Source organism: Longimicrobiaceae bacterium, from assembly GCA_036375715.1.
Classification (GTDB): Bacteria; Gemmatimonadota; Gemmatimonadetes; order Longimicrobiales; family Longimicrobiaceae; genus DASVBS01.
In genome coordinates, this window is record DASVBS010000005.1 from 85,817 (window position 1) to 107,346 (window position 21,530).

The 21,530-nt window shown below is 66.2% G+C and carries 24 protein-coding genes; 12 read left to right on the forward strand and 12 right to left on the reverse strand.

Features of this window, described 5'->3' with window-relative positions; translation table 11 throughout:
- Positions 1–6: 6 nt before the first annotated feature.
- The 3 genes from VF167_00955 to VF167_00965 all read right to left on the reverse strand — a co-directional run bounded on the left by VF167_00955 (position 7) and on the right by VF167_00965 (position 2,414).
- Positions 7–1,191, reverse strand: a complete 1,185-nt coding sequence (locus VF167_00955; GenBank protein ID HEX6923968.1) for an acetoin utilization protein AcuC — start codon at positions 1,189–1,191, stop codon at positions 7–9.
- Entirely contained in the window at positions 1,188–1,844 is a 657-nt protein-coding gene (locus tag VF167_00960; protein HEX6923969.1) for a CBS and ACT domain-containing protein, read from the reverse strand. Before VF167_00960 ends, VF167_00955 begins: the two co-directional genes overlap by 4 nt.
- A gap of 126 nt (positions 1,845–1,970) precedes the next feature.
- Complete coding sequence (locus tag VF167_00965) at positions 1,971–2,414, reverse strand: hypothetical protein (GenBank protein HEX6923970.1); 444 nt, start codon at positions 2,412–2,414, stop codon at positions 1,971–1,973.
- Between the two features lie 139 nt (positions 2,415–2,553).
- On the opposite strand from VF167_00965, the gene VF167_00970 reads away from it, so the two are divergent.
- Positions 2,554–3,621, forward strand: a complete 1,068-nt coding sequence (locus VF167_00970) for a serine/threonine-protein kinase (protein ID HEX6923971.1) — start codon at positions 2,554–2,556, stop codon at positions 3,619–3,621.
- 176 nt (positions 3,622–3,797) lie between these two features.
- On the opposite strand, the gene VF167_00975 is transcribed toward VF167_00970, so the two are convergent.
- Positions 3,798–4,706: an NAD(P)/FAD-dependent oxidoreductase gene (locus VF167_00975; GenBank protein ID HEX6923972.1), complete on the reverse strand. Its 909-nt coding sequence runs from the start codon at positions 4,704–4,706 to the stop codon at positions 3,798–3,800.
- A gap of 96 nt (positions 4,707–4,802) precedes the next feature.
- Between VF167_00975 and VF167_00980 the strand changes: the two genes are divergently transcribed.
- Positions 4,803–6,290: a M20/M25/M40 family metallo-hydrolase gene (locus VF167_00980; protein ID HEX6923973.1), complete on the forward strand. Its 1,488-nt coding sequence runs from the start codon at positions 4,803–4,805 to the stop codon at positions 6,288–6,290.
- A gap of 79 nt (positions 6,291–6,369) precedes the next feature.
- Here the strand turns inward: VF167_00980 and VF167_00985 are convergent, their stop codons facing one another.
- Entirely contained in the window at positions 6,370–6,714 is a 345-nt protein-coding gene (locus VF167_00985) for a hypothetical protein (GenBank protein HEX6923974.1), read from the reverse strand.
- A 273-nt stretch (positions 6,715–6,987) separates the two neighbouring features.
- Between VF167_00985 and hslO the strand changes: the two genes are divergently transcribed.
- Complete coding sequence (hslO, locus tag VF167_00990) at positions 6,988–7,878, forward strand: Hsp33 family molecular chaperone HslO (GenBank protein ID HEX6923975.1); 891 nt, start codon at positions 6,988–6,990, stop codon at positions 7,876–7,878.
- Between the two features lie 6 nt (positions 7,879–7,884).
- Here hslO and VF167_00995 read toward each other — a convergent pair whose 3' ends face one another.
- A complete protein-coding gene (locus VF167_00995; protein ID HEX6923976.1) occupies positions 7,885–8,346 on the reverse strand; it encodes a hypothetical protein in 462 nt (153 codons plus the stop codon).
- A gap of 378 nt (positions 8,347–8,724) precedes the next feature.
- Here VF167_00995 and VF167_01000 point away from each other — a divergent pair, with 378 nt between their 5' ends.
- Positions 8,725–9,429 (forward strand): lytic transglycosylase domain-containing protein, encoded by a 705-nt coding sequence (locus tag VF167_01000; GenBank protein HEX6923977.1) that lies wholly within the window; start codon positions 8,725–8,727, stop codon positions 9,427–9,429.
- Positions 9,430–9,532: 103 nt separating this feature from the next.
- Here VF167_01000 and VF167_01005 read toward each other — a convergent pair whose 3' ends face one another.
- From VF167_01005 to VF167_01020, 4 genes are all read right to left on the reverse strand, one after another.
- Positions 9,533–9,769, reverse strand: a complete 237-nt coding sequence (locus tag VF167_01005) for a ferredoxin family protein (GenBank protein HEX6923978.1) — start codon at positions 9,767–9,769, stop codon at positions 9,533–9,535.
- Between the two features lie 184 nt (positions 9,770–9,953).
- Positions 9,954–10,862, reverse strand: a complete 909-nt coding sequence (locus VF167_01010) for a DR2241 family protein (GenBank protein HEX6923979.1) — start codon at positions 10,860–10,862, stop codon at positions 9,954–9,956.
- Positions 10,855–11,667, reverse strand: coding sequence for a CbiX/SirB N-terminal domain-containing protein (locus VF167_01015; GenBank protein HEX6923980.1), 813 nt, complete (start codon positions 11,665–11,667; stop codon positions 10,855–10,857). The genes VF167_01010 and VF167_01015 overlap by 8 nt, the downstream gene beginning before the upstream one ends.
- 29 nt (positions 11,668–11,696) lie before the next feature.
- A complete protein-coding gene (locus VF167_01020; protein HEX6923981.1) occupies positions 11,697–12,146 on the reverse strand; it encodes a hypothetical protein in 450 nt (149 codons plus the stop codon).
- A 109-nt stretch (positions 12,147–12,255) separates the two neighbouring features.
- Between VF167_01020 and VF167_01025 the strand changes: the two genes are divergently transcribed.
- Positions 12,256–12,789 (forward strand): phosphoribosyltransferase family protein, encoded by a 534-nt coding sequence (locus tag VF167_01025; protein HEX6923982.1) that lies wholly within the window; start codon positions 12,256–12,258, stop codon positions 12,787–12,789.
- A 109-nt stretch (positions 12,790–12,898) separates the two neighbouring features.
- Here the strand turns inward: VF167_01025 and rho are convergent, their stop codons facing one another.
- Complete coding sequence (gene rho / locus VF167_01030; protein ID HEX6923983.1) at positions 12,899–14,152, reverse strand: transcription termination factor Rho; 1,254 nt, start codon at positions 14,150–14,152, stop codon at positions 12,899–12,901.
- 126 nt (positions 14,153–14,278) lie between these two features.
- Here rho and VF167_01035 point away from each other — a divergent pair, with 126 nt between their 5' ends.
- The 7 genes from VF167_01035 to gyrB all read left to right on the forward strand — a co-directional run bounded on the left by VF167_01035 (position 14,279) and on the right by gyrB (position 21,168).
- Positions 14,279–15,466: a site-2 protease family protein gene (locus VF167_01035; protein ID HEX6923984.1), complete on the forward strand. Its 1,188-nt coding sequence runs from the start codon at positions 14,279–14,281 to the stop codon at positions 15,464–15,466.
- A 116-nt stretch (positions 15,467–15,582) separates the two neighbouring features.
- On the forward strand, positions 15,583–15,948 hold the full coding sequence (locus VF167_01040; GenBank protein ID HEX6923985.1) for a hypothetical protein: 366 nt from the start codon (positions 15,583–15,585) through the stop codon (positions 15,946–15,948).
- A 28-nt stretch (positions 15,949–15,976) separates the two neighbouring features.
- The gene (locus VF167_01045; GenBank protein HEX6923986.1) at positions 15,977–16,762 is read left to right on the forward strand and encodes an enoyl-CoA hydratase-related protein; all 786 of its coding nucleotides are present in this window, start codon (positions 15,977–15,979) and stop codon (positions 16,760–16,762) included.
- 43 nt (positions 16,763–16,805) lie between these two features.
- The gene (locus tag VF167_01050) at positions 16,806–17,312 is read left to right on the forward strand and encodes a methylated-DNA--[protein]-cysteine S-methyltransferase (GenBank protein HEX6923987.1); all 507 of its coding nucleotides are present in this window, start codon (positions 16,806–16,808) and stop codon (positions 17,310–17,312) included.
- A 169-nt stretch (positions 17,313–17,481) separates the two neighbouring features.
- A complete protein-coding gene (recF, locus tag VF167_01055) occupies positions 17,482–18,606 on the forward strand; it encodes a DNA replication and repair protein RecF (protein ID HEX6923988.1) in 1,125 nt (374 codons plus the stop codon).
- A gap of 132 nt (positions 18,607–18,738) precedes the next feature.
- Positions 18,739–19,047 (forward strand): DUF721 domain-containing protein, encoded by a 309-nt coding sequence (locus tag VF167_01060; GenBank protein ID HEX6923989.1) that lies wholly within the window; start codon positions 18,739–18,741, stop codon positions 19,045–19,047.
- Positions 19,048–19,203: 156 nt separating this feature from the next.
- Positions 19,204–21,168 (forward strand): DNA topoisomerase (ATP-hydrolyzing) subunit B, encoded by a 1,965-nt coding sequence (gene gyrB, locus VF167_01065; GenBank protein ID HEX6923990.1) that lies wholly within the window; start codon positions 19,204–19,206, stop codon positions 21,166–21,168.
- 5 nt (positions 21,169–21,173) lie between these two features.
- On the opposite strand, the gene VF167_01070 is transcribed toward gyrB, so the two are convergent.
- A partial coding sequence (locus VF167_01070; GenBank protein ID HEX6923991.1) for a topoisomerase C-terminal repeat-containing protein occupies positions 21,174–21,530 on the reverse strand: 357 nt, incomplete at its 5' end.

Genomic DNA, 21,530 nt, shown 5'->3' on the forward strand with positions numbered 1-21,530 from the left:
CGCGCCTCAGAATGCCAGGCCCCACCCGCGGAGGACGGGCATGGCAGTGCGTCGAAGGGACTCGAGCATCCGCCGATTGGTGGCGGCGATCTCCTCCTCCTGGGGAGCGGCGCGGATCGCCTCCGGGTCGTCGCGAAGGCGGTCGGGCAGGAGCACCGGGCTCTCTCCCTGCCAGCGCTCCAGCCAGCTTCGAGGAATGTGGTCGCTGGCACGCTGCCCCGTCAGCGAGGCCCAGACCAGCGTCCACGCGCGCGGCACGACTCTCCAGACGGCGTACCCGCCGCCTCCGGTGGCGATCACCCGCCCCTCGCAGTGCCGCTCGGCCAGCTCGCAGCACAACTTCACGAATTCCTCGTAGATCCGGGTGCTGCAGCGCAGGTGGGTGAGCGGGTCGAGCAGGTGGGCGTCGCAACCGTTCTGCAGGACCACCACCTCGGGGCGGAAGGCCTCGAAAACCTCCGGCAGCAGGCTCTTGGTCAGACTGAGCCAGGACGCGTCGCTGGTGTGCGGCTCGAGCGGAAGGTTCAGGGAATAGCCGTAGCCGTCTCCCTCCCCTAACTCGTCCACGAAGCCGGTGCCGGGGAACAAGTAACGCCCCGATTCGTGGATGGAGAGCGTGAGGACGTTGGGATCAGCGTAGAAGATCCCCTGAACGCCATCACCGTGGTGCGCGTCGTAGTCGATGTAGAGCACGCGCGCGTCGTAGCGCTCCCGGATCCACGCGATTGCCGCCGCCAGGTCGTCGTAGATACAGAAGCCAGACGCCCGGTCGCGGTGCGCGTGGTGGAGGCCTCCCGCCACGTTGAAGGCGCGGCGGACCTCGCCGGACATGACCATCTCCGCGCACCGCAGGGTCCCGCCGACGATGGTCGCCGTCGCTTCGTGCATCCCGGGGAAGATCGGGTTGTCCTCCGTCCCCAAACCCCAGCGCCACCCCTCCTCGTCGCGAACGTCCTGCGCCTTTCCCAGTCGCTTGACCGCCTCGATGAACTCCGCATCGTGTACCCGCAGGAGCTCCTCATCGGCCGCCATCCTCGGCTCGACCATCCGCAGCGAAGGAGCGTCCAGCAAGCCCAGCTCCTCGATGAGCGATACCGTCAGCTCCAGCCGCTTCGGGTTGAAGGGGTGGTCTGGACGAAAGCGGTACTCGATGTATCGCGGGTCCCACACCAGCGCGGCCTCGATGCTCATCCGGGCGAGGGGGCTTGGAGGTCGTTTCCCAGTGCCGGCCAGCCGACCCGGAAGCCGGCATCGGAGAGGGCGTTCAGCGCCTCACGGGGGTCGATCGTCGCCAGGTTGATGACCGCGGTTCGATCCTGTCCCGGAGGCGCCGCGGGGATCAACAGGCTCACGATGTTCAGCTCGAGCTGCTCGCTCACGATGCGGAGGACGCGCGCCAGCTCCCCCGGCCGATCGGCCATCTGCACTTCGATGCGCGAGCACGCCTGCGTGCCGCCGAGCAGCCGAACGAAAGCGTGGAGAATGTCCGTCTCGGTGAGGATCCCTTCCAGGTCGCCTCGGGCGTTCACCACGGGCAGGGAGCTGATGCGATGCCGGTACAGCATCCGGGCGGCGTCCTCGATCGTCTCGAGCGGCGAGGCGGTGATCACCTCTCGCGTCATCACCGCGCCGACCGGCGTCCGCTCGAGAAACCCTGCTCGCTCCTCGTCAGAAACGGTGAGCGGCGACGGCATGGCGAGCCGGATATCCCGATCCGAGAGAATGCCCACCAGCTCCCCGGTCTGCAGCACGACCGGCAGGTGGCGGATCCGATGGGCACGGGTCAACCGGAGGGCGTCCGCGAGCGAGTCGTCCGGCGTGACGGTGATTGGCCGGGGCCTCATTCGGTCCTTTACGAGCATCTGCGCACTGACTGGATGGAACGCCTCGGCAGGAACTCCGTTACGGGCCGACGAGGGCTGACCCGGCAGATCCGGCGAGCAGGTCCGCTCGCCGGAGGGCGGGAGACGCTAGAATCTTTCCTGATTGATGAGCTCACCCGAGGCGTCGTAGGTGCGGATCACGTTCGCGTTGCCGTCGTAGTCCGCGTCGATCAACTGAACGACGACGCTGCCGCCTCGAAAGATCTCGATGATGTCGGCGCGATTGTCGCCGTTGCGGTCGCTCCAGACGACCACCGGGAGCGGGCCGCTGGTGAAGCGGGCGACCTGTACAAACTCGCTGCCGCCGCGGGGCTCGCCGCTGGCTCTGAGCCCGGAAGCCGCAACTCCAGCCACGCGGTCCAATCCCCGGAACCACTCGCTGCGGGAGCCGAGCCAGTCGTCGCCGCGAATCTCCGAACTTCGCGGCATCATCGGCATCTGGCTCGACGGCGGCCGCCAATCCTGGGCCTGAGCCTCCCCGGCCACGGCCACGAAGAGCAGGGGGACGGCGAGGAGCAGGGAACGGCGCATGATACCTCCAGGAGAAGGTATGGGTGATCGATCTGTCTACCCGCCGGTTGCGGGGCAGTTCCGGCCGTGGCGAGCGGCATGCGGTACGCGGGTTGCAAAGGTGACGCCGCGGTCCACGATACCCCACACGCACAACGAGATGACCGATCCAGGAGTGTCGCGCCCGCGGTATCAAGGTCTGGCTGCGGCGCGGCGGTGGGCGCACGAGCCCGTGCGTCCACGTGCCGATTTCTCGCTGAACGTAGGCGACCGGGTCGGCGACCTGACCATCATCGGGCATCTCGCCCGCGGGCGCATCACGGAACTGTACCAGGTCTGGAGCAACGAGCATTGGTGCGCCCTGACCGGCAAGCTCGTCGCCCCCGCTCACCTCGACGGAGACGTCCCACCCCCCTCTTTCCGCCGCGAGGAACGAGTCCTCAAGCGGCTGAAGCACCCCAACATCGTGCGCCTCTACGGCAGCGGGGTGGTGGAGGGCCGTCCCTACCTCCTGCTCGAGTACTTCGCCGGACCCACCCTCTACGACGTGCTCGAGTCGCTCCCGAAGCGGCGGTTGTATATGCCCGATGCCATTCGGGCGACGATGCACGTCGGCGCGGCCATTCACTACCTGCACCGACAGGGCTTCCTCTATCGGGACCTGAAGCCCGGCAACGTGCTGCTGCGCGAAGGGATCCCGATCCTGGTCGACTTCGACGTGGTGCGGAAGATCGATGACCGCCGCCCCGCGGACCGCCTGGGGACTGCGCCTTACATGGCGCCCGAACAGGTGCGTCGTGAAAAGCTCACCCCCGCGACCGACGTGTACGGTCTCGGCGTCCTGCTGTACGAACTGCTCACCGGTCGCTGGCCGACGGACAATCCTGACGTGGACGAGGAGGAATGGGAGGAGGAGTGGCTCGACTCCGATGCCGGTGTCGTACCACCGGCCCCCTTCGACGGTCGGCGCCCCGCTCTTCGCACCCGCGACCTGGAGCACCGCTATCCCCAACTCTTGGCCCCGCCCGTGCCGCCGCGCGAACACCTCGCCCACCTCGATCCCGAGCTGGAGCGGCTCATCCTCCGCTGCCTGGCCCCCGACCCCGCCGACCGCTTCCAGACGGTTTCCGGCATGCTCGCGGCCCTCGCCCCCATGCTCCGCGGACGGTACCGGCTGTGGCCGGAGGGCGCGCCGATAGAGAGGCGGTCCGATACAGATTCGCGCTGACTTGGACAAAGACGAATTACGAATACGAATTACGAATTACGAATTACGAATTACGAATTACGAATGACAGGCCCGAACCGGCAGCGGTGAAATCCTCAGAGGATCGAATGAATGCCGCCGGCTCCCCAATTCAAAATTCAAAATTCATCACTAGTAATTCGTAATTCGTAATTCGCTCAAACCCGCCGCTCCGGGGGTATCAGTGATCTTCGTACTCCGATCGCGGCGCGCGTCCCCTCCGCCGCCGCACGGATGGCGAGCTTCGATCCGTGGGTGATGTCCCCAGCCGCGTAGATCCCGGGAACGCTGGTCTCGTGGTCGACGTTCACTTTCAACAGGCCCTCCTCGTCGGCGGCGCAGCCCAGCTCGGCAGGGATACTGCACCCCGGGCCGTAGGCGATGTGGAAGAACATCGCCTCCACCTCCAGGGGATCTCCGTTCTGGAAGATCACCCGCTCCACCGTTCCATCCCGCCCGTCCAGGCGTTCGATCGGATCCGTCCGGACGTCGATGCCAAAGCGCTCCAGCGCTTCGCGCGCGCGCGGAGGTAGGTCGGCGTCATGGCCGTGTGTGAGGATCGTGAGGCGGTCGGTCCAGGTCAGCATCTCCATGCAGAACGCAGCAATCGACCGCCCCCACCCGATCACGCCGACGATGCGATCCTGGATACTCGGCCCGTCGCAGTCGGGGCAGTGCCAGATGCTGGTGCCGTAGAAGTCATGCAGACCGGCAATCTCCGGGATGATGTCGCGCAGGCCGGTCGCAAAGACCACGCGACGGGTGCTCACCCGCCGGCCATCGGTCAGATGGACCTGGAAAGCATCACACTCTCCGGTAACCCGCGCCACGGTCGCCGCTTCGATCTCCGCCCCCGCGTCCGCCGCCTGCGCCCGGCCGATGCGTCGTAGCTCCATCGGTGCTATATCCTGCAGACCGAGATAGCCGTGTACCGCCCAGGTCGGCGCGTTCCGCGGATCGCCCGAGTCGTAGAGGCGCACGCGCAGCCGGTACCGGGCCAGCCACAGCGCGCAGGCCAGACCCGCTGGTCCCCCGCCGATCACCACGGCGTCGTAGTCTGTGGTCATGGTTCCCTGGAAGCAGTTCGTCGCCAGGCCAGGTGCGGCGCAAAGCGCGCGCCCCCGGGCGGCGCCCCGAGGCTCCACCTCCAACCCGAGCTCACGATGACCTCCAGGTTCCGACACCTCTATCCGCTCGCGCTCCTTCTCGTTCTCGTCGTCGGCGCCTGCGCCACGTCGGCCGTCGCTTCCCGCGGGCGGGGCTCGCCGCCTGCCGCTGTGCCCTCCGTGCGGCCGCCGCTTCCTGCAGCCGTCCGGCCGCCATCGGGGGTGGTGCCGGCCTTCGAGGATCCAAGGATTCGTGAGATCGTTGGAGCGGTTTCCGCCGCCCGCATCGAGCGCGACATCCGCACGCTGGCCGGCTTCGGTACCCGGCACACCCTCTCCGACACGATCTCGGACAGTCGCGGGATCGGCGCGGCGAGACGATGGATCTACCAGGAATTCCAGCGGATCTCGGAGAGCTGCGGCGGTTGTCTCGAGGTGCGGTACGTCTCCGAGGTGGTGTCCGCGGGCACCAGCAACCGCATTCCCAGAGACGTGGAGATCGTGAACGTGGTCGCAATGCTACGGGGGCGGAGCGACCCGTCCCGGGTCGTCCTCCTCACCGGCGACATCGATTCGCGGGTGTCGGACGTGAACGATGCCAGGAGCGACAGCCCGGGTGCCAACGACAATGCCAGCGGCGTCGCGGCTCTGCTGGAGGCGGCACGGGTGCTCAGTCGCTACCCCGCCGACGCCACGATCGCCTTCGCGGCGCTGTCGGGTGAGGAGCAGGGTCTCTACGGTGGGGAGATCCTCGCGCGGCACGCCCGTCAGGAGGGATGGCGCATCGAGGCGGTCATCAACAATGACATGATCGGCAACATCGCCGGGATCACGGGTGTCATCGACAACACCACGGCGCGCGTGTTTGCACCGGGGCTCCATCCGGCCACCTCGGAGGCGGAGCTCCGGCGCATCCTGTCGACCGGGGGCGAGCTGGACACACCCGCGCGGCAGCTCGCCCGCTACATTGCACGGGTGGCGGAGACGTACTTCCCGAACCTGAGGGTGGAGATCATCTACCGGCTTGACCGCTTCGGCCGTGGAGGACACCACACCCCGTTCTTCCTCGCGGGCTTCCCGGCGGCCGTGCGCCTCATGGAAGCACACGAGAACTACACCCGCCAGCACCAGGACCTGCGCGTCGAGGATGGCGTGCGATATGGCGACGTGATCGAGGGGGTGAACTTCGACTACGCCGCGTCGATAACCGCTCTCGATGCGGCGACGCTCGCGTCGCTGGCATGGGCCCCGCCAGCGCCCTCGGGTGTCTCGATTCGCGGCGCGGTCGAGCCCTCGACGACACTGCGATGGAGGCCGGTTGAAGCTCCCGATCTGGCAGGCTACCGCGTCTTCTGGCGCAGGCCCACAGAGGCCGGCTGGACCCGCTCCATGTGGGTGGGCAACGTAACCGAGTACACGCTCGAGAACGTCATCATCGACAACTATTTCTTCGGCGTGGCTGCGGTCGACGTCGAGGGTCACCAGAGTCTGGTGATCTTCCCGGGGCAGGAGCTGTGGGCCGACGAGGTGAGCGCGGAGCAGTAGAACGGGGCGGCATCTCGCCTTCCTGGGAGCCAGTACCGGCGACCGAGAGAGCGGCGCGCCGAGTGGCGCGCCGGGCAGGTTATTCGTCGTCGTCCTCGATGCTGCCGAATCCGCCTTCTCCCTCCTCCTCGATCAGGTCGGTGAGCTGCGCGCCCCAGGCACGCTCGAGGTGCTTGCGCACGCGGGAGAACCGCTGGATGACCTCGGCCATCTCCGGCGTGACGAAGAGCTCAGTCACGTCCGCGCGCTTGTAGGAGGGTCCTGCCTCTTCGAGAAAGGCCTTCAGCTCTTCGATGATGTCGTCGAGCTCGTTGAGCATCTCGTTGGGGAAGTGGCCCTCGTCGAGAGCCACCGCGGAGTCGGTCCACTCGTGGACCTGCACGGCCAGGGCGTCGAAGCGCTGGTCCAGCTCCGATTGGTTCATTCCGTCCGTTTCCTTCCTGCTAGCTGAAGTTCGACTGAGTCGCGCCGAAGGGCAGATTCGTCAGCCCTGCTACGACTTGCTTACACCCTATGAGCCTCGCGAACGCGCTGCAAGGGCGATCGGCGCGGCTCTTTCGGGCCGCCCGGGGGTATAGCGTTCCCCTGTCCCGCTTCCGTTCCCCGGGGACGCGCAAGCGACCGGCGCGCAGCGGCCTCCGAAAGGAGCATCGGCCCCTCGGCGCGCCGGGATGAACGAACAGAATCGCTGATTACGATGACGTCTGATTACATGGTCCGTGCCACCGCTCTCGGCGGCAAGGTCCGGGCATTCTCGATGTCGGGGACGGGGCTCGTGGAGGAGCTGCGGCGCCGCCACGACACCTCCCCGGTGGTGACCGCGGCGATCGGACGCACCGCGATGGGGGCGCTCCTGCTTGCCGCCGCCTCGCTGAAGGAGGCGCACCAGGTGCTGACGGTGGATGTCCGCGGAGGTGGCCCGGCAGGACGCATTCTCGCGACCGCCACCGGCTTGGGCGAAGTGCGGGGGCTGGTCGGTAACCCGCACGCCCACGCAGAGAGCATACGCCCGGGCAAGCTCAACGTCCGCGGGGTGGTCGGCACCAACGGCTACCTGGCAGTGACCAAGGATCTGGGAATGCGGGAGCCGTACAGCGGCATGGTAGAGCTGCTCAGCGGTGAGATCGGCGATGACCTGGCTCATTATCTGGTACGCAGCGAGCAGACGCCCTCCGCCGTGGGCGTGGGCGTCTTCGTGGTGCCGGAAGGCTTCGTGGAGGCGGCGGGCGGCTTTCTCGTCCAGCTCCTGCCGGGCCTGAGCGAAGCCGAGGCGGCGCAGATCGAGGAGGAGATCGCGAAGCTCCCTCACCCCACGCGCCTGATCCGCGACGGCCTCAGTCCGGAAGAGATCCTGAAAAGGATCTTCGGCGACGAGGTCGAGCCCCTGGATCGCTACCCCGTGCGCTTCGCCTGCCCGTGCTCGCGCGAGCGTTTCCAGGCGGCGATCGTCACCCTAGGGAGCGAGGAGATCGAGCGGATCATCGCCGAGGAAGAGAACGACCGGACCGAGGTGGTCTGCCACTTCTGCAACGAAGCCTACTACTTCACCCCCGATCAGATGCAGGAGATCCTCGAGGCCGCGCTGTGACCTGGGTCACCTGCCAGGCGGGGAAAGTCGCAGGGTGGTGAGGAGGGAGTGCACCGCCTCCCGTTCCACTTCCTCGAATCCGGCGGGGCAAGTGTAGCTGCAGAAGACGAGGTTCCCGGGAATCGTAGCGACCGCGACCAGCCAGTAGGTGGTCTCGGCCGCCCCCGGATCCTCGTCTTCTTCGTCTTCCCCTTCGGAGAGATACTCGCACAGCGAGAGCGCCGCTCCGGAGGGGAGGGCGAGGTCCTCGATCTCGTCCTCCTCCAACTCGATGCCCTGGTCCTCGAGGAAGATGTACAGCTCTTCCGCGGGGTCGAGCTCCTCGTCCTCGTCCTGCTCGAAGGCGATGAGGTGAAGGAGCCCCACACCGTCATGTCCGGTGACGGCGACTCCCCCTTCCTCGTCTATTTCGGCAGTCCAGCCCTCCGGCAGCTCGAAGTCGAAGGCCGGATCCAGGGTAACGCGCACGTTCGAGTCTCCAGTGTTCCCGATCTCAGCCGCGCGTCCATCGGCGGCCCGGCAAGTTGGGGGCGCCGCGGTGGGGGAGGCAAGCAACGCCGCCCGGCGAGGCACACTTTCCGCCCCTCCCCCCAGGCCAACCCGCTCTGGCCGCCCGCTCCGCAGCGAAGGAAAGCGCGGGCAATTGGCCGGTCGAGAACGCCCTCGGTAAGCACGGGCTTGGATCAAATGTTTTCATAAAATGGAGATTGCGAGTCCCTCTTGCGAGGGGCTAACCGGTTGACATACAACGGATAAGCGGTTAGTTTGGCGCTCGTTGTATTTTGCGGGAACGTCGGGTGTGGGCGGCCGGTACGGCGTGCGCGCCCGGGCTCAAGCAAGGAGGTAATGTCCGTGTTTCGACGAAACACGAACTTATCGACGCCGCATCGTGCCCATCGGCCGGGGGAGGGGATTCCGCAGCTTCTCCGTCGGCCCGTGGTGCTCGCGCTGCTGCTGATGACGGCCGGAGTTCAGATGGCCGCAGTGTGGAGCCGGCACGACGCCGCCGATGACGCCGCGCTGCTCGCCCCGGTGATGGTGAAGCCGGAAGAGCCGACTGTCTCGGAGCTCTGGGCGAGGCAGGCCACGGCGCGCGAGGCACGGCGTATCGCTGAGAAGTACCGGTTGGAGGGGTTCGCCCTCTCGAATGATCTGGTGAACTCGATCACCGAGGCGGCGCTGAAGCACGGCATCGACATCGACCTCGCCTTCGGGCTGGTCCGAGCCGAGAGCTCCTTCCGCACGTCGGCCACCAGTCCAGTAGGTGCGGTGGGGCTCACCCAGCTGATGCCGTCCACCGCGCGCTGGCTCAAGCCGGGGGTCAGCCGCACTGCGCTGCGTGATCCCAAGACGAACCTCGATCTCGGGTTCCGCTACCTGCGCTATCTGCTCGAGAAGTACGACGGCAACGTGAAGCTCGCCTTGCTCGCGTACAACCGGGGCCCCGGCACGGTGGATCGTGCGCTGCAGCGAGGGCGCGACCCTGACAACGGCTACGCCGCTTTCGTGCAGGGGAAGAAGAACCACGGGCACAAGCTCTTCACCGAGTAGGGCCCGCGGGCATCGTAGAAGGAAAACGCCGAAGGGCACGATCGACCGGATCCTCCCTGGTCGATCGTGCCCTTCGCGTCTTTCGCGCTATCGGACGCTCGTCCTACAGACCCGAGAGCTCCCGGTTGCGCTCGATGTACTCGGACCACTCGGGCGGCACGTCGGTATCGGGGAAGATGGCCTGCACCGGGCACTCGGGCTCGCAGGCACCGCAGTCGATGCACTCGTCGGGGTTGATGTAGTACATATCCTCCGCCTCGTAGATGCAATCGACCGGGCACACCTCCACGCAACTCGCGTCTTTGGTGCCGATGCAGGGTTCCGTGATGACGTACGTCATGACAATCTCCGTAGACCTGAATATCCGCCGCTGGGGTTGATCAGAAAGTGTGGCAGGAGGATAACGAGCCCTCTATCGATCCACAATGGGTCTCCCCCACCAAAATGCTTGCAGCACCGACGATTGTGGCATCGGTCACAATCCGTTGTCAGGAGCCCGTCCGGATCTCCGCGGAGGTGGCGTATCAGCCTTCCTCGGACCGCCGAAGGCTACGCATCCGCAGTGCGAGGTAGCGTAGCCGCCGTTGGTTGAGAGGGAGCTCGAACTCTCCTTCGCGGGCCGTGTTGTCCCGCAGTCCCCCCGCCGTCTCCACCAGCTCCACGATCTGCTCCCGCTCGAGCGCGTTCAGACACCCGAGCCCCTCCACCGGAGTCCGAGGCGAGCGCTCCACCTGGAGCGCCGCTCGGGCGAAGGAGATGAACATGGAACAGGCCTCGGGGCAGGGCACCCGCTCTGCTTCACCCGGAGCCTCGGCGTCCTTGCGCTCCGGCTGCAGCTCTTCAGCCTCGCTCCCGGGGATCCCTTCCGAGTCCAGGGGTGTGGGTTCCTCCGGACTCATCCCCCACGCGACTCGTCGCAGGCACACCGCGTCATTGCAGCAGGCACGTACCGCGTCGCGGACCGCGTCGGGCGGGAGCAAGCGCACTGCGGAGTAGATGCCGCTCTGCCGACCGGCCGTCTCGGACCAGTGCGTGACCCGCAGGGTTCCCTCGCGCCCGGCGTGCCAGTGGGGCACCGCCGCCGGATAGAGGTAGTCCAGGACGGTCCAGAGGCCGCGCTCGTCCAGCCCTTCGAAGCACCAGCCTCCCTGCAGATTCGGGCTGGTCTTGAGAGGTCGGTGCGCGCCGTCCGCGGTCGTCTGCGCCAGAATTCGCGCCTGGAACGGGTCGCCGTAGGAGGTCAGTTCGGAGGTCGGCCGCCCGCGGTCCGCGACATGGCGCACAGTGAAGCGCTCCCCGTTCGGCTGTAGGTGGACCTGCAGGAAGACGCGACCCTCCCCGCCCGCGCTCCGGACCCAATCGACCAGCGCACGTCGGGCCGCGGCGACCCCTGACGGCGCGTGGGAACCCCGTACTGTCGATGCTTCAGACACCTGCTACCTCTCGATCGCCCGAGACAGGTCGACGCGGAATCGCCGCGCCCGCCTCCCGGGCGCGCTGGAGGATGATCTCTGCCACCTCCGGGAAGGTCCCCACCGGCGCCGCGTAGTGGACGCGCCGACCGGCCACTTCGGTCATGGACGAGATGGTGGGGCGATTGATGCCCAGGTCGTCGGGGATCGTCTCCTGGGTGTGCCACCCCTCCGCGACAAAGAAGGGAACCAGCACCACCTCCCGATCGTCCATGGCCGCGAGCACGTCGCCTACCGCCGGTTCCTGGTCGAGAAACCCCGCCTCCACTCGCCCGAATAGGCCAAGGTCGCGAGCTTCTCGGGTCACCCGATAAATGATCTCCGCCGAATTGGAGTTCCGCTCCGTCCCGTGCCCGATGATGATGAGGCCCGCCCCGGCAGCCTCCTCATCGGAAAGGCCCGCCGTCTCCTCCGCGCGCTGCAGGATCATACGGGTCATCCACGGGTGCGTGCCCACGGGAGGACAGTAGTGGACCGTGCGTCCGTTCAGCCGGGTCTCCGAGGGCGCGGGGCCGTCGAGCCCGAGCTCGCGCGGAATCACCTCCTCGGTGAAGTAGCCTTCGGAGATGAAGAGGGGCACCACGTAGATCGAGTCCGACTCTACCAGGTCGAAGATCTCCCGCATCGAGGGCTCCTCCTTCCAGAAGCACTCGCGCACCTCGTCGAAGATCCCCATCCGCCGGATGGCCTCCGCGTGCCGATATACCGGCGCACTCGAGTCAGCGCTCAGGTGCGAGCCGTGCCCGATGATGATGAGAGATTGCATCTGGATGATGGCTGATAGCCTATAGCCTCCTACTTCCCCACCAAGAGCTCCACCGTTGCCTCCTGCGCGCGCGAGAGCTTCGCGGGGAGACGCACCACGAGCGGCGGTTGCCGCACCGAGGTGGGGAGGTGGAGGATGAGATCCTCGAGCGGCGCGTCGGCCCCGGTTGGCCGCGAGCGGCCGGTCGTGTCAATGCGCACCGGGTAGCCGTCCCGGAGCCGTTGCGCCAACCGCAGACCGTATTCCGTCCACTCCCGCACCGGGTCGGAGTCCGGTTGCGCCACCGTAGGCACGAGCTGCTGCTCGAAGTATTCCAGCGCCTTGCGGAAGGCGGCTTCGTCGCGCGCGCGCAGCTCCCGGAGCCAGTTTCGATAGCGGCCCCGGGGATCCGGAAGGCCGGTCTGCTCCAGTGCGTCAGCGAGGCGACGATCGGCCTGCGCGCGGAGGTCGTCGTCTTCCCCCTCGGATTCCCGTGACATGAGGGGGAAAAGACCGTGCGGGAGGCGGCCAGTCAAGCCGTGGGTTGGCGGGACGGCACGGCGGTTGAATATTGGAGCAGTTCCCTGCATTCCCTATCTGGAGGCGCGCATGGTTCAGGCCGGATACCCCAAGCCTGCGCTTGCGGGCGGTGCTTCGCAGGAGATCTTCGAGCTCTCCTGGGAACTCTTCGGCGAGCTGTGCCGCGCGCTGGCGCTGCGCGTTTACCGCGAGTACGACCCGGACGTGGTGGTCGGGATCGCCACCGCAGGGGTCATCCCCGCGGCGGTGATCGCGGATATCCTCCAGGTCGACTTCTACAGCCTGAAGATAACGCGCCGCGCCGAAGGGGACCGTCCGGAGCTCCTCTCCACCGCGCCGCCCCAGGTGAGGGGTCAGCGAGTTCTGCTGGTGGACGAGCTGACCACCAGCGGCGAGACCATGCGCCTCGCCCTGGCTACTCTGCGCGACGTCCTCCCCCTGGAGATCCGCACCGCCGCCTGCTTCTGCCGCCCCAACGGCTACCAGCCGGACTTCCACGCCCTCGTCACCGACGCCCTCATCGTCTTCCCCTGGGACCGCAAGGTCATCGAGGAGGGCGAGCTGGTGGTGCACCCCACCTATCGCGGAGTTGTGGAGGAGTAGCTGGTAGCGCTGCAGGAATTACGAATTACGAATTACGAATTACCAGCGGAGATGCAGCAGAACGGGCCGGCGTCCACTCGGACGCCGGCCCGTAATTACCCCCCAGCCGTCAGCCCCCCTTGGCCATGCTGTCGAGGAATTCCTTATTGTTCTTCGTCTTCTTCATGCGGCCGAGGAGGAACTCGATGGCCTCCGCGGGCGGCATGTCGGAGAGGAAGTTGCGCAGCAGGTAGACGCGGCTGAGCTCCTGCTCGTCGAGCAGCAGGTCTTCCTTCCGGGTGCCGGAGCGGTTGATGTCGATGGCGGGGAAGATCCGCTTGTCGGCGATGTGCCGGTCGAGGACGAGCTCCATGTTACCGGTGCCCTTGAACTCCTCGAAGATCACCTCGTCCATCCGGCTGCCGGTGTCCACCAGCGCCGTCGCGACAATGGTCAGGCTCCCGCCGCCGTCGATGTTTCGCGCCGCGCCGAAGAACCGCTTGGGCTTGTGCAGCGCGTTCGCGTCGACACCGCCCGAGAGGATCTTCCCGGAATGCGGCACCGTCACGTTGTAGGCCCGGGCCAGGCGCGTGATCGAGTCCAGCAGGATCACCACGTCGCGGCCGTGCTCGACCAGGCGTTTGGCCTTCTCCAGCACCATCTCGGCCACCTGCGTATGACGGTCGGCCGGCTCATCGAAGGTCGACGAGATCACCTCGCCACGGACGTTTTCCTCCATGTCCGTGACCTCCTCCGGTCGCTCGTCGATCAGGAGGATGATGAGGTGGATCTCGGGGTGATTCTCGGTGATGGCGTTGGCGATCTTCTGCATGAGGATCGTCTTACCCGCCTTGGGAGGGGCCACGATCAGACCGCGTTGCCCCTTGCCCAGCGGTGCCATCAGGTCCATCACCCGCATTGACAGGTCGCCGTCTTTCGTCTCCAAGCGGATCCGCTCATCCGGATAGCGGGGCCGCAGGTTATCGAAGGCGATGCGATGCTTGGCGCGGTCCGGATCGTCCCCGTTGACCTTCTCGACCTTCAGCAGCGCCAGGTAGCGCTCCCCCTCCTTGGGCGGGCGCACCTGTCCCAGGACCGTATCACCGGTCCGCAGGTCAAAGCGCTTGATCTGGCTGGGAGAGACGTAGATGTCGTCCGGGCCGTACAGGTAGTTCCAATCCTGAGAACGGAGGAAGCCGTAGCCCTCGGGGAGGACCTCGAGCACCCCTTCACCCCGCAGCACGACCTCTGAATCCAGGAGATTCTGCTCGATGCGGAAGATGAGGTCCTGCTTGCGGAGTCCTGAGTAGTTCGAGATGTTCAGGCCCTCCGCCATCTCGTGCAACTCGGCGATGGTTTTGGATTTAAGTGCGGATATGTCCACTCTCTGCTCCGAATCGTAATCTAGGGACGCGGCCTACCCCATCGGGGAGACCGATCACAGTGCACTGCCTATGGCCTCTTGAGAAGCCGACGGTGTGAGGCGGGGCGCATGGGCCCGGATGGTGAGATGCAGCATTTTTCGGACGATTCGGCCAACATAACGCCAGCAGAAACAACGGTCAAGGTCACGATGGCCGAGCTGTTGAGCCTGTTTTCCGAGGCTCGCAGCCTGGTGATTCGAGGCGATGAAATCGTTCGGGGAATCCTTGCTCCTCACCGAGATCCGGATGACCCTGAAGTCCAGCGGGTGCTGACCGACTGGGGCGGGACGCACTTTCTGCACCATACGTCATACGGCACACAGGTCACGCTGGTCCGTCGCCACCTCCCCCCGAAGCCCGAACGGTGGTGGCTCCACGTTCTGCTCGCTGCTCTTACCCTCTTCACCACGACGGTTGCCGGAGCGTACATCCTGGGTCGTGCCCCTCTGGTCCTGCGCTGGGTCGATCTGGGGCCGCTGTGGCTACCGTTCCCGGTGGGTCTGCATCCGCCCAGTCTGCCCGCGGGACTGCTTTTCTCCCTTCCCCTGATGATCATCCTGCTGGGCCACGAGCTGGGCCACTACCTCATGGCCCGCCGCCGGGGAATGAACGTCTCGCCACCCTATTTCGTGCCAGCTCCGAACTGGATCAACTTCATCGGTACCTTCGGTGCGTTCATCCGCTTGCGCTCAGTGGTCATCAACCGATCAGTGCTGCTGGACGTGGGTGCGGGCGGGCCACTGGTCAGCTTCTTCCTGTCGATTCCCGTCTCTCTTGTCGGGCTCGTCTGGAGCTACCCTTTCTCCACGCTTCCGCCGGATCCCGCGGCCCCCTACGTCGTAGCCTTCGCCGGTCAACGGATCTGGCTGGGAGACTCGCTGCTCTTCCATCTCCTGCGAGCCATCGCCGCCCCTGGAGACAACGCCCTGTTCCTGCATCCGCTGGCCTTCGCCGGGTGGCTCGGTCTCTTCCTCACCGCGATGAACCTGGTCCCCCTCGCCCAGCTCGACGGAGGGCACATCCTCTACGCGCTCTTCGGGCGGGGGCAACGAGTGCTGGGTATGGTCTTCCTGGGCGCGCTGGTCGTGCTCGGGACGTGGTGGTGGGGGTGGTGGTTCTGGGTGTTGGTGATCCTGCTGATCGGTCGGGGGCGGATCCGCCACCCCTCAGTTTTCGATCCTGTTCCGCCCGTGAGCCCTGGGCGTCAGCTGGTCGGCTGGACCTGTATTGCGATTTTCATCCTCACCTTCATCCCGCTTCCTCTTCAAGTATAGCGGATCCTGGTGCTTTCGCGATCCGAAAAAATTCCACAATCTTGACAAAGCCGGCCGCCACGCCAGAGATTGATCGACGGCCAAAAAACGGGGGTTTTCGATCAGCGGAGAGCGCCATGGCACGCCATAACCGCGAGGGACGGGGAGAGGACCAGCTCGGGCGCACCTACCTGGTGAGTTATCAGCCGGACTGGTTCTACCAGGTCAAGGTGACGCGGGATCTCGCCTCCGGGCGCCAGTCCACCAAGACACTCTGTCGGAACCCCGAGCCACCGCAGGGGGAGCCGGGGTCCAGGGTCCGCACGCGCATCCTATCCGAGGAGCTGGGGCTCGATTTCGAGATCAGCCTCGAGGATGCTCGCGGAGTCATCCGGCGGATCACGGTGGAGACCGTGGTGCCCGAGGGGCCGGACCAGGGCGAGCCGGTCGCCTTCACGATCAGCCGCAGACGGACGCGCCGCCCGGCGAACGGCGACGGCTGACAATCGTCCCCCTTCCGCGGTACCCACGATGTCTTCCTTCCGCAATCTGCGGCTCGACCTGGGCGAGCCCGTCGCCACGCTGACGATCGATCGACCCGACAAGCTGAACGCGCTGGATCGCGCTACCCTGCTGGAACTGGGCGAGGCGATGGAGCTCGTCCGCGAGGCGGAAGGTGTGCGGGGGATGATCATCACCGGTACCGGAGAGAGAGCCTTCGCAGCGGGAGCCGACATTGCCGAGCTGGCGGCGCTGGGTCCGCTCGAGGCGGTGGAGACGAGCCGGTTGGGCCAGGAGGTCTTCAGTCGGGTCGAACGCTCGGGCAAACCCGTGGTGGCCGCGGTGAACGGCTACGCGCTCGGCGGCGGGTGCGAGCTGGCGCTCGCCTGCCATCTTCGCGTTGCCGCCACCACCGCGAAGCTCGGCCTTCCGGAGGTAACGCTTGGAGTTATACCCGGTTACGGCGGAACGGTTCGCCTGCCGCGTCTGATCGGGCGGGGGCGCGCGCTGGAGCTGATCCTCACCGGTGAGATGATCGATGCGGCGGAAGCTCACCGCATCGGCCTCGTGAACCGCCTGGCCGAGCCCGGCGAGCTGCTGAAGGAGGCCAGGCGCCTGCTGGAGCGCATCGTCGCGAACGGACCGCTCGCGGTGGGCATGGCGATCGAAAGCGTCCACCGGGGCGAGGGGATGGAGATCGACGCCGCGCTTGCCACCGAGGCCCACCTCTTCGGCGTGCTGGCGGCGAGCGACGACATGCGGGAAGGGATGTCGGCGTTCCTGGAGAAGCGTTCCCCCCGGTTCTCGGGCCGGTGAGGCGGGCGCTTCCCTGCGATCTTTCCGGCCGCGCTGCCGAGCTGTGAAACTGCTGCTTCACTCGCCGGTCGGCCTTCTGCTCGCGGAGTACGACCCCGATGCGCTCCGCGACATCCGCTTCTGGCCCGCGGGTGAGCATCCCCCTGCCGGCACCCGCGACGCCCCGGCACGCACCGACTCCCTGGGGACTGAGCTGGCGCGACAGCTCGCCGAGTACTTCGCCGGGGAGCGTCGCAGCTTCGACCTGCCCCTCCGCCCCGCGGCTACCCCCTTCCAGGTCGCCGTTCGGTACGCCCTCCTGCAGATCCCTTACGGCGAGGTACGTACCTACCTCGACGTCGCTCGGGCAACCGGCCGCCCCGGCGCCGCCCGCGCCGTCGGTCAGGTCAACGCCCACAATCCCTTCCCCATTATCGTCCCCTGCCACCGCGTCGTCGCCGCCAACGGCGCCCTCGGCGGGTATCTGGGCGAGTGGGGCCGCGGCGACGCGCTGGGGAAGAAGGAGTGGCTCCTCCGCCACGAGGCCGGGGTGCTCAGTCTGGGACTCTGACGGAATTACGAATTACGAATTACGAATGGTGGGACGCCAGCTGATACGGCAGATTCAATCGGCGAACTGACGAATACAGGATACCTGCGGATCAGCGCTGCAACTCGCAAATCACGACGGTCATCCGTAACTCGTAATTCGTAATTCGTAATTTCTCCGCCCCGCACCGATGCTTGCTTCGCTCGCGCTGTCCGGCTTTCGCAACCTCGCAGATCAGCGCGTGGATCTGCCGGCGGCGGGGATGGCGGTGGTGGCGGACAACGGGCAGGGGAAGACCAACTTTCTCGAGGCGATCTACTATCTCGAGATCTTCCGGTCCTTTCGGGGCGCGCCGGACGAACAGCTGGTGCGCTTCGGGGCCGACTTTTTCCGCGTCGAGGGGAAGCTCACGATCGAGGGACGCACCCGTACCGTGGCGGCGGCGCTCGACCGGCGATCGCGGCGCAAGAAGGTCACGATCGACGGCCAGGAGCCGGAGCGGATCGGAGACGCGATCGGCTCGGTGGGAGTGGTGGTCTTCTCTCCGGCTGACGTGGCCATCGTGGCCGGAAGCCCCGCGGAACGCCGGCGCTTCCTGGACATCGTCCTCTCCCTGGCCGTTCCCGGCTACCTGGAGTGGCTGCAGCGGTATCGCCAGGTCCTGCTGCGGCGCAACGCGCTGTTGCGCGAGGGTGCACCCGCCGAGCTGGTGGGAGCCTGGGATGCGGGGCTGGCGGACTGGGGGAGCCGGGTGATCGCCGCACGCCTACGGTGGGTGAGCGAACGGCGGGAGGCCTTTCGATCACACGTCCATCGCATCGGCGGCGGCAGCGAGGCCCAGCTGGACTACGCCGGGTCGATCGATTTGGCGGAGGTGGGCGTGGAGCGGGCGGATATCGCCGCGGCATTGCTCGAGGCGCTGGAGCGGTCGCGGGAACGGGAGCGCCGGCGTGGGGCGACCCTGGTGGGACCGCATCGCGATAACCTTCGCATCCGGGTGCGTACCGACGGAACCGAGGCGTGGACCGACCTGCGGGCGTACGGTTCAGGAGGGCAGCAGCGTACCGCGGCAGTCGCGCTGCGAATGCTCGAGGCGGACAGCCGCCGCGAGACCACCGGCCGCGAGCCGCTCATGCTGCTCGACGACGTCTTTGCCGAGCTGGATCCCGGGCGCTCGCGACGCATCCTCGACTGGATCGAGGAGCGGGGTGAGGGGCAGGTGATCCTTACCGCGCCGAAGGCCACCGACGTCGAGGTTCGCGGGATGGTTCTCCCGCGCTGGGGGCTGCGAGAGGGGAGACTGTTTCCACTTTGACGCGACGGGTCCGTAGCGGTAAATTTCAGCGTCTACGACACTGGCCCATCCGCCCCGGAATCTGTGACGCGCGACGGCGACCGACCGCACCCACGATCGAACCGTGCTGCAGGCCCGCATCCCGTTCGGGGTGTGGCTCGCACGAGCGCCAGCCAACCGCAGCTCGTGCGGGACCTGCTGGCGAGCTATCTGGATCGGAGCGGGTTGCGGGAGGGGGTGGACGCGGCGGCGGTCTTCACCGAGTGGCCCGAGCTTGTCGGCCCCAAGATCGCCGCCGTAACGCGCGTGAAGCGGGCCGCCGACGGGGTACTCGTCGTGGGGGTGACGACCTCCGCCTGGCTGATGGAGCTCAGCCTGATAAAACAGGAGCTTCTCCGCCGGGTGAACGCGGGAAAGCAGGCGGCGAGATTCCGCCAAATCATCCTGGTAATGGACGGCTGATCCGGATGACGCAAGTCCGGTTCAGGCCGTCCGTTGTCGTTTGTGGGGGAGAGGTGGCACCAGGGGCCGAATCGGGTCGGAATTTTGGCACCTTCCCACCCTTCGGGGGTACCAATTAGCACTTCTTATCGCTTCGAACCCGCCCTACCAGAATCGATGGCAAAGACCAGCACAGCTCACGAATACAACGCGGGACAGATCCAGGTTCTCAAGGGCCTGGAGGCCGTCCGCAAGCGCCCCGGCATGTACATCGGGTCTACGGGTCCGCGAGGGCTCCATCACCTGGTGTACGAGGTCGTGGACAATTCCATCGACGAGGCGCTGGCGGGGTTCGCCGACACCATCGACGTGGTGATCCATCCGGACAATTCTATCACCGTCGTCGACAATGGTCGTGGGATTCCGGTGGACATCCATCCCACCGAGGGGCTGCCCGCCGTGGAGCTGGCGCTGACCGTTCTGCACGCCGGCGGTAAGTTCGACAATCAGGGGACGGGATCCTACAAGGTTTCGGGAGGACTGCACGGGGTGGGCGTGTCGGTCGTGAACGCCCTTTCCGAGTGGCTGCGGGTGATGGTGAAGCGCGACGGAAAGATCTACGAGATCGGCTTCGAGCGCGGAAACCGCACGGACCCGCTCAAGGAGGTGGGGAAGGTCCCCCCGCGTGAGACGGGTACCACGGTATCCTTCAAGCCGGATCCCGAGATCTTCCCGGATACGGATTATTCCTTCGACACGCTCTCCAATCGTCTGCGCGAGCTCGCCTTCCTGAACAAGGGCGTGCGCCTGACGTTGACGGATGAAAGACGCATCGACGAGGAAACGGGGCTCCCTCGCTTCGAGGAGTACCACTACGAGGGAGGGCTGAAGACCTTCGTCGAATACCTCCGCGGGTCGCGCAAGCCGCTGCACCCGGAGCCCATCTACATCGAGGCGTCGCGCGAGGAAGCGGAGATCGAGGTCGCGCTGCAGTACGACGACGGCTACAACGAGAACACGTTCACCTTCGTCAACAACATCAACACCCATGAGGGCGGCACACACCTCACCGGCTTCAAGTCGGCGCTGACGCGTACGATCAATGACTACGCCCGCAAGGCCGGGCTCTTCAAGAAGGGAGGGCTGGACGCCCTTTCCGGTGACGACGTGCGGGAGGGGCTGACCTGTGTGCTCTCGGTGAAGGTGAAGGAGCCGCAGTTCGAGGGGCAAACGAAGACCAAGCTGGGCAACAGCGAGGTGAAGGGGGCGGTGGAGAGCGTGGTGAACGATAAGCTCGCCGAGTTCCTGGAGGAGAATCCCTCGGCGGCCAGGGCGATCATCGAGAAGGCGCTCTCCGCGGCGCGCGCTCGCGAGGCGGCGCGCAAGGCGCGTGACCTGACCCGCAAGAAGAGCGCGCTGGAGACCGGCGTGCTGCCCGGCAAGCTGGCCGACTGCTCAGTGAACAACCCGGAGATCTCCGAGCTCTACATCGTGGAGGGTGATTCCGCGGGTGGTTCGGCCAAGCAGGGTCGGGACCGGTCCTTCCAGGCGATCCTTCCGCTGAAGGGGAAAATCCTGAATGTGGAGCGTGCGCGCTTCGACAAGGTGCTCTCGAACGACGAGATCCGGGCCATCATCACGGCGATCGGCACGGGGATCGGCGAGGACGAGTTCGACGTGGCGGGCGCCCGCTACCACAAGATCATCCTCATGACCGACGCGGACGTGGACGGCGCCCACATTCGCACGCTGTTGCTGACCTTCTTCTTCCGGCAGATGCGGCAGCTGATCGAGGAGGGGATGGTGTACATCGCGCAACCCCCGCTGTACCGCATCGCCAAGGGAAAGCAGGAAATTTACGCCTACTCGGACCAGGAGCGGGATGAGATCCTCGAGCGGCTCCGAGGGGACGGCGATGGCAAGGGGATCCACGTTCAGCGCTACAAGGGTCTCGGCGAGATGAACCCCGAGCAGCTCTGGGAAACGACGATGGATACGAGCAGCCGGCGGCTGTTGCGTGTGCAAATCGAAGATGGGATCGCCGCGGACGAGATCTTCACGAAGCTCATGGGCGATGAAGTCGAGCCCCGGCGAGCGTTCATCGAGTCCAACGCGCTCGGAGTGCGGAACCTGGACGTCTAGCGCGCCTAGCTGGCGCCGCCCTTCCTGCGGCGCCTCACCGGTTTTTCTTCGACGCCTTTTTCCGGCGCCGCTTCAGCCGGCTTATGCGCGCTCTTTTCTTTCGGTACGCGCGCCTGGAATTCGAAGCCGATCTTTCCGTCCGGGTTCTTTACGAGAAAGGCCTTGAAGCGACGTCCCTTCTTGGAAACAAAGCCGGTCAGGAGATCGGTTCGCCCGGCAGCCAGCAGCTTCTGCATCTGCTCGCGCTCGATGGGTTGCTGGAGGATGAGTCGCCCGGAGCGGAAATCGCAGGTCTTGCCCGGGCCGAGCGCTTTCTCGCAACTGTAGACCATGCCATGCTCGAATACGCGCGCACCGCACTT

Excerpts from the sequence above, each read along its gene's own strand:
- VF167_00955 (HEX6923968.1), bottom strand. The coding sequence starts at position 1,191 with ATGAGCATCGAGGCCGCGCTGGTGTGGGACCCGCGATACATCGAGTAC.
- VF167_00970 (HEX6923971.1), top strand. The coding sequence starts at position 2,554 with ATGACCGATCCAGGAGTGTCGCGCCCGCGGTATCAAGGTCTGGCTGCG.
- VF167_00980 (HEX6923973.1), top strand. The coding sequence starts at position 4,803 with ATGACCTCCAGGTTCCGACACCTCTATCCGCTCGCGCTCCTTCTCGTT.
- hslO (HEX6923975.1), top strand. The coding sequence starts at position 6,988 with ATGACGTCTGATTACATGGTCCGTGCCACCGCTCTCGGCGGCAAGGTC.
- VF167_01045 (HEX6923986.1), top strand. The coding sequence starts at position 15,977 with ATGTCTTCCTTCCGCAATCTGCGGCTCGACCTGGGCGAGCCCGTCGCC.
- VF167_00960 (HEX6923969.1), bottom strand. The coding sequence starts at position 1,844 with ATGAGGCCCCGGCCAATCACCGTCACGCCGGACGACTCGCTCGCGGAC.
- VF167_01005 (HEX6923978.1), bottom strand. The coding sequence starts at position 9,769 with ATGACGTACGTCATCACGGAACCCTGCATCGGCACCAAAGACGCGAGT.
- VF167_00965 (HEX6923970.1), bottom strand. The coding sequence starts at position 2,414 with ATGCGCCGTTCCCTGCTCCTCGCCGTCCCCCTGCTCTTCGTGGCCGTG.
- recF (HEX6923988.1), top strand. The coding sequence starts at position 17,482 with ATGCTTGCTTCGCTCGCGCTGTCCGGCTTTCGCAACCTCGCAGATCAG.
- VF167_01015 (HEX6923980.1), bottom strand. The coding sequence starts at position 11,667 with ATGCAATCTCTCATCATCATCGGGCACGGCTCGCACCTGAGCGCTGAC.
- VF167_00985 (HEX6923974.1), bottom strand. The coding sequence starts at position 6,714 with ATGAACCAATCGGAGCTGGACCAGCGCTTCGACGCCCTGGCCGTGCAG.
- VF167_01025 (HEX6923982.1), top strand. The coding sequence starts at position 12,256 with ATGGTTCAGGCCGGATACCCCAAGCCTGCGCTTGCGGGCGGTGCTTCG.
- gyrB (HEX6923990.1), top strand. The coding sequence starts at position 19,204 with ATGGCAAAGACCAGCACAGCTCACGAATACAACGCGGGACAGATCCAG.
- VF167_01035 (HEX6923984.1), top strand. The coding sequence starts at position 14,279 with ATGCAGCATTTTTCGGACGATTCGGCCAACATAACGCCAGCAGAAACA.
- VF167_00975 (HEX6923972.1), bottom strand. The coding sequence starts at position 4,706 with ATGACCACAGACTACGACGCCGTGGTGATCGGCGGGGGACCAGCGGGT.
- VF167_01000 (HEX6923977.1), top strand. The coding sequence starts at position 8,725 with ATGTCCGTGTTTCGACGAAACACGAACTTATCGACGCCGCATCGTGCC.
- VF167_01040 (HEX6923985.1), top strand. The coding sequence starts at position 15,583 with ATGGCACGCCATAACCGCGAGGGACGGGGAGAGGACCAGCTCGGGCGC.
- VF167_01020 (HEX6923981.1), bottom strand. The coding sequence starts at position 12,146 with ATGTCACGGGAATCCGAGGGGGAAGACGACGACCTCCGCGCGCAGGCC.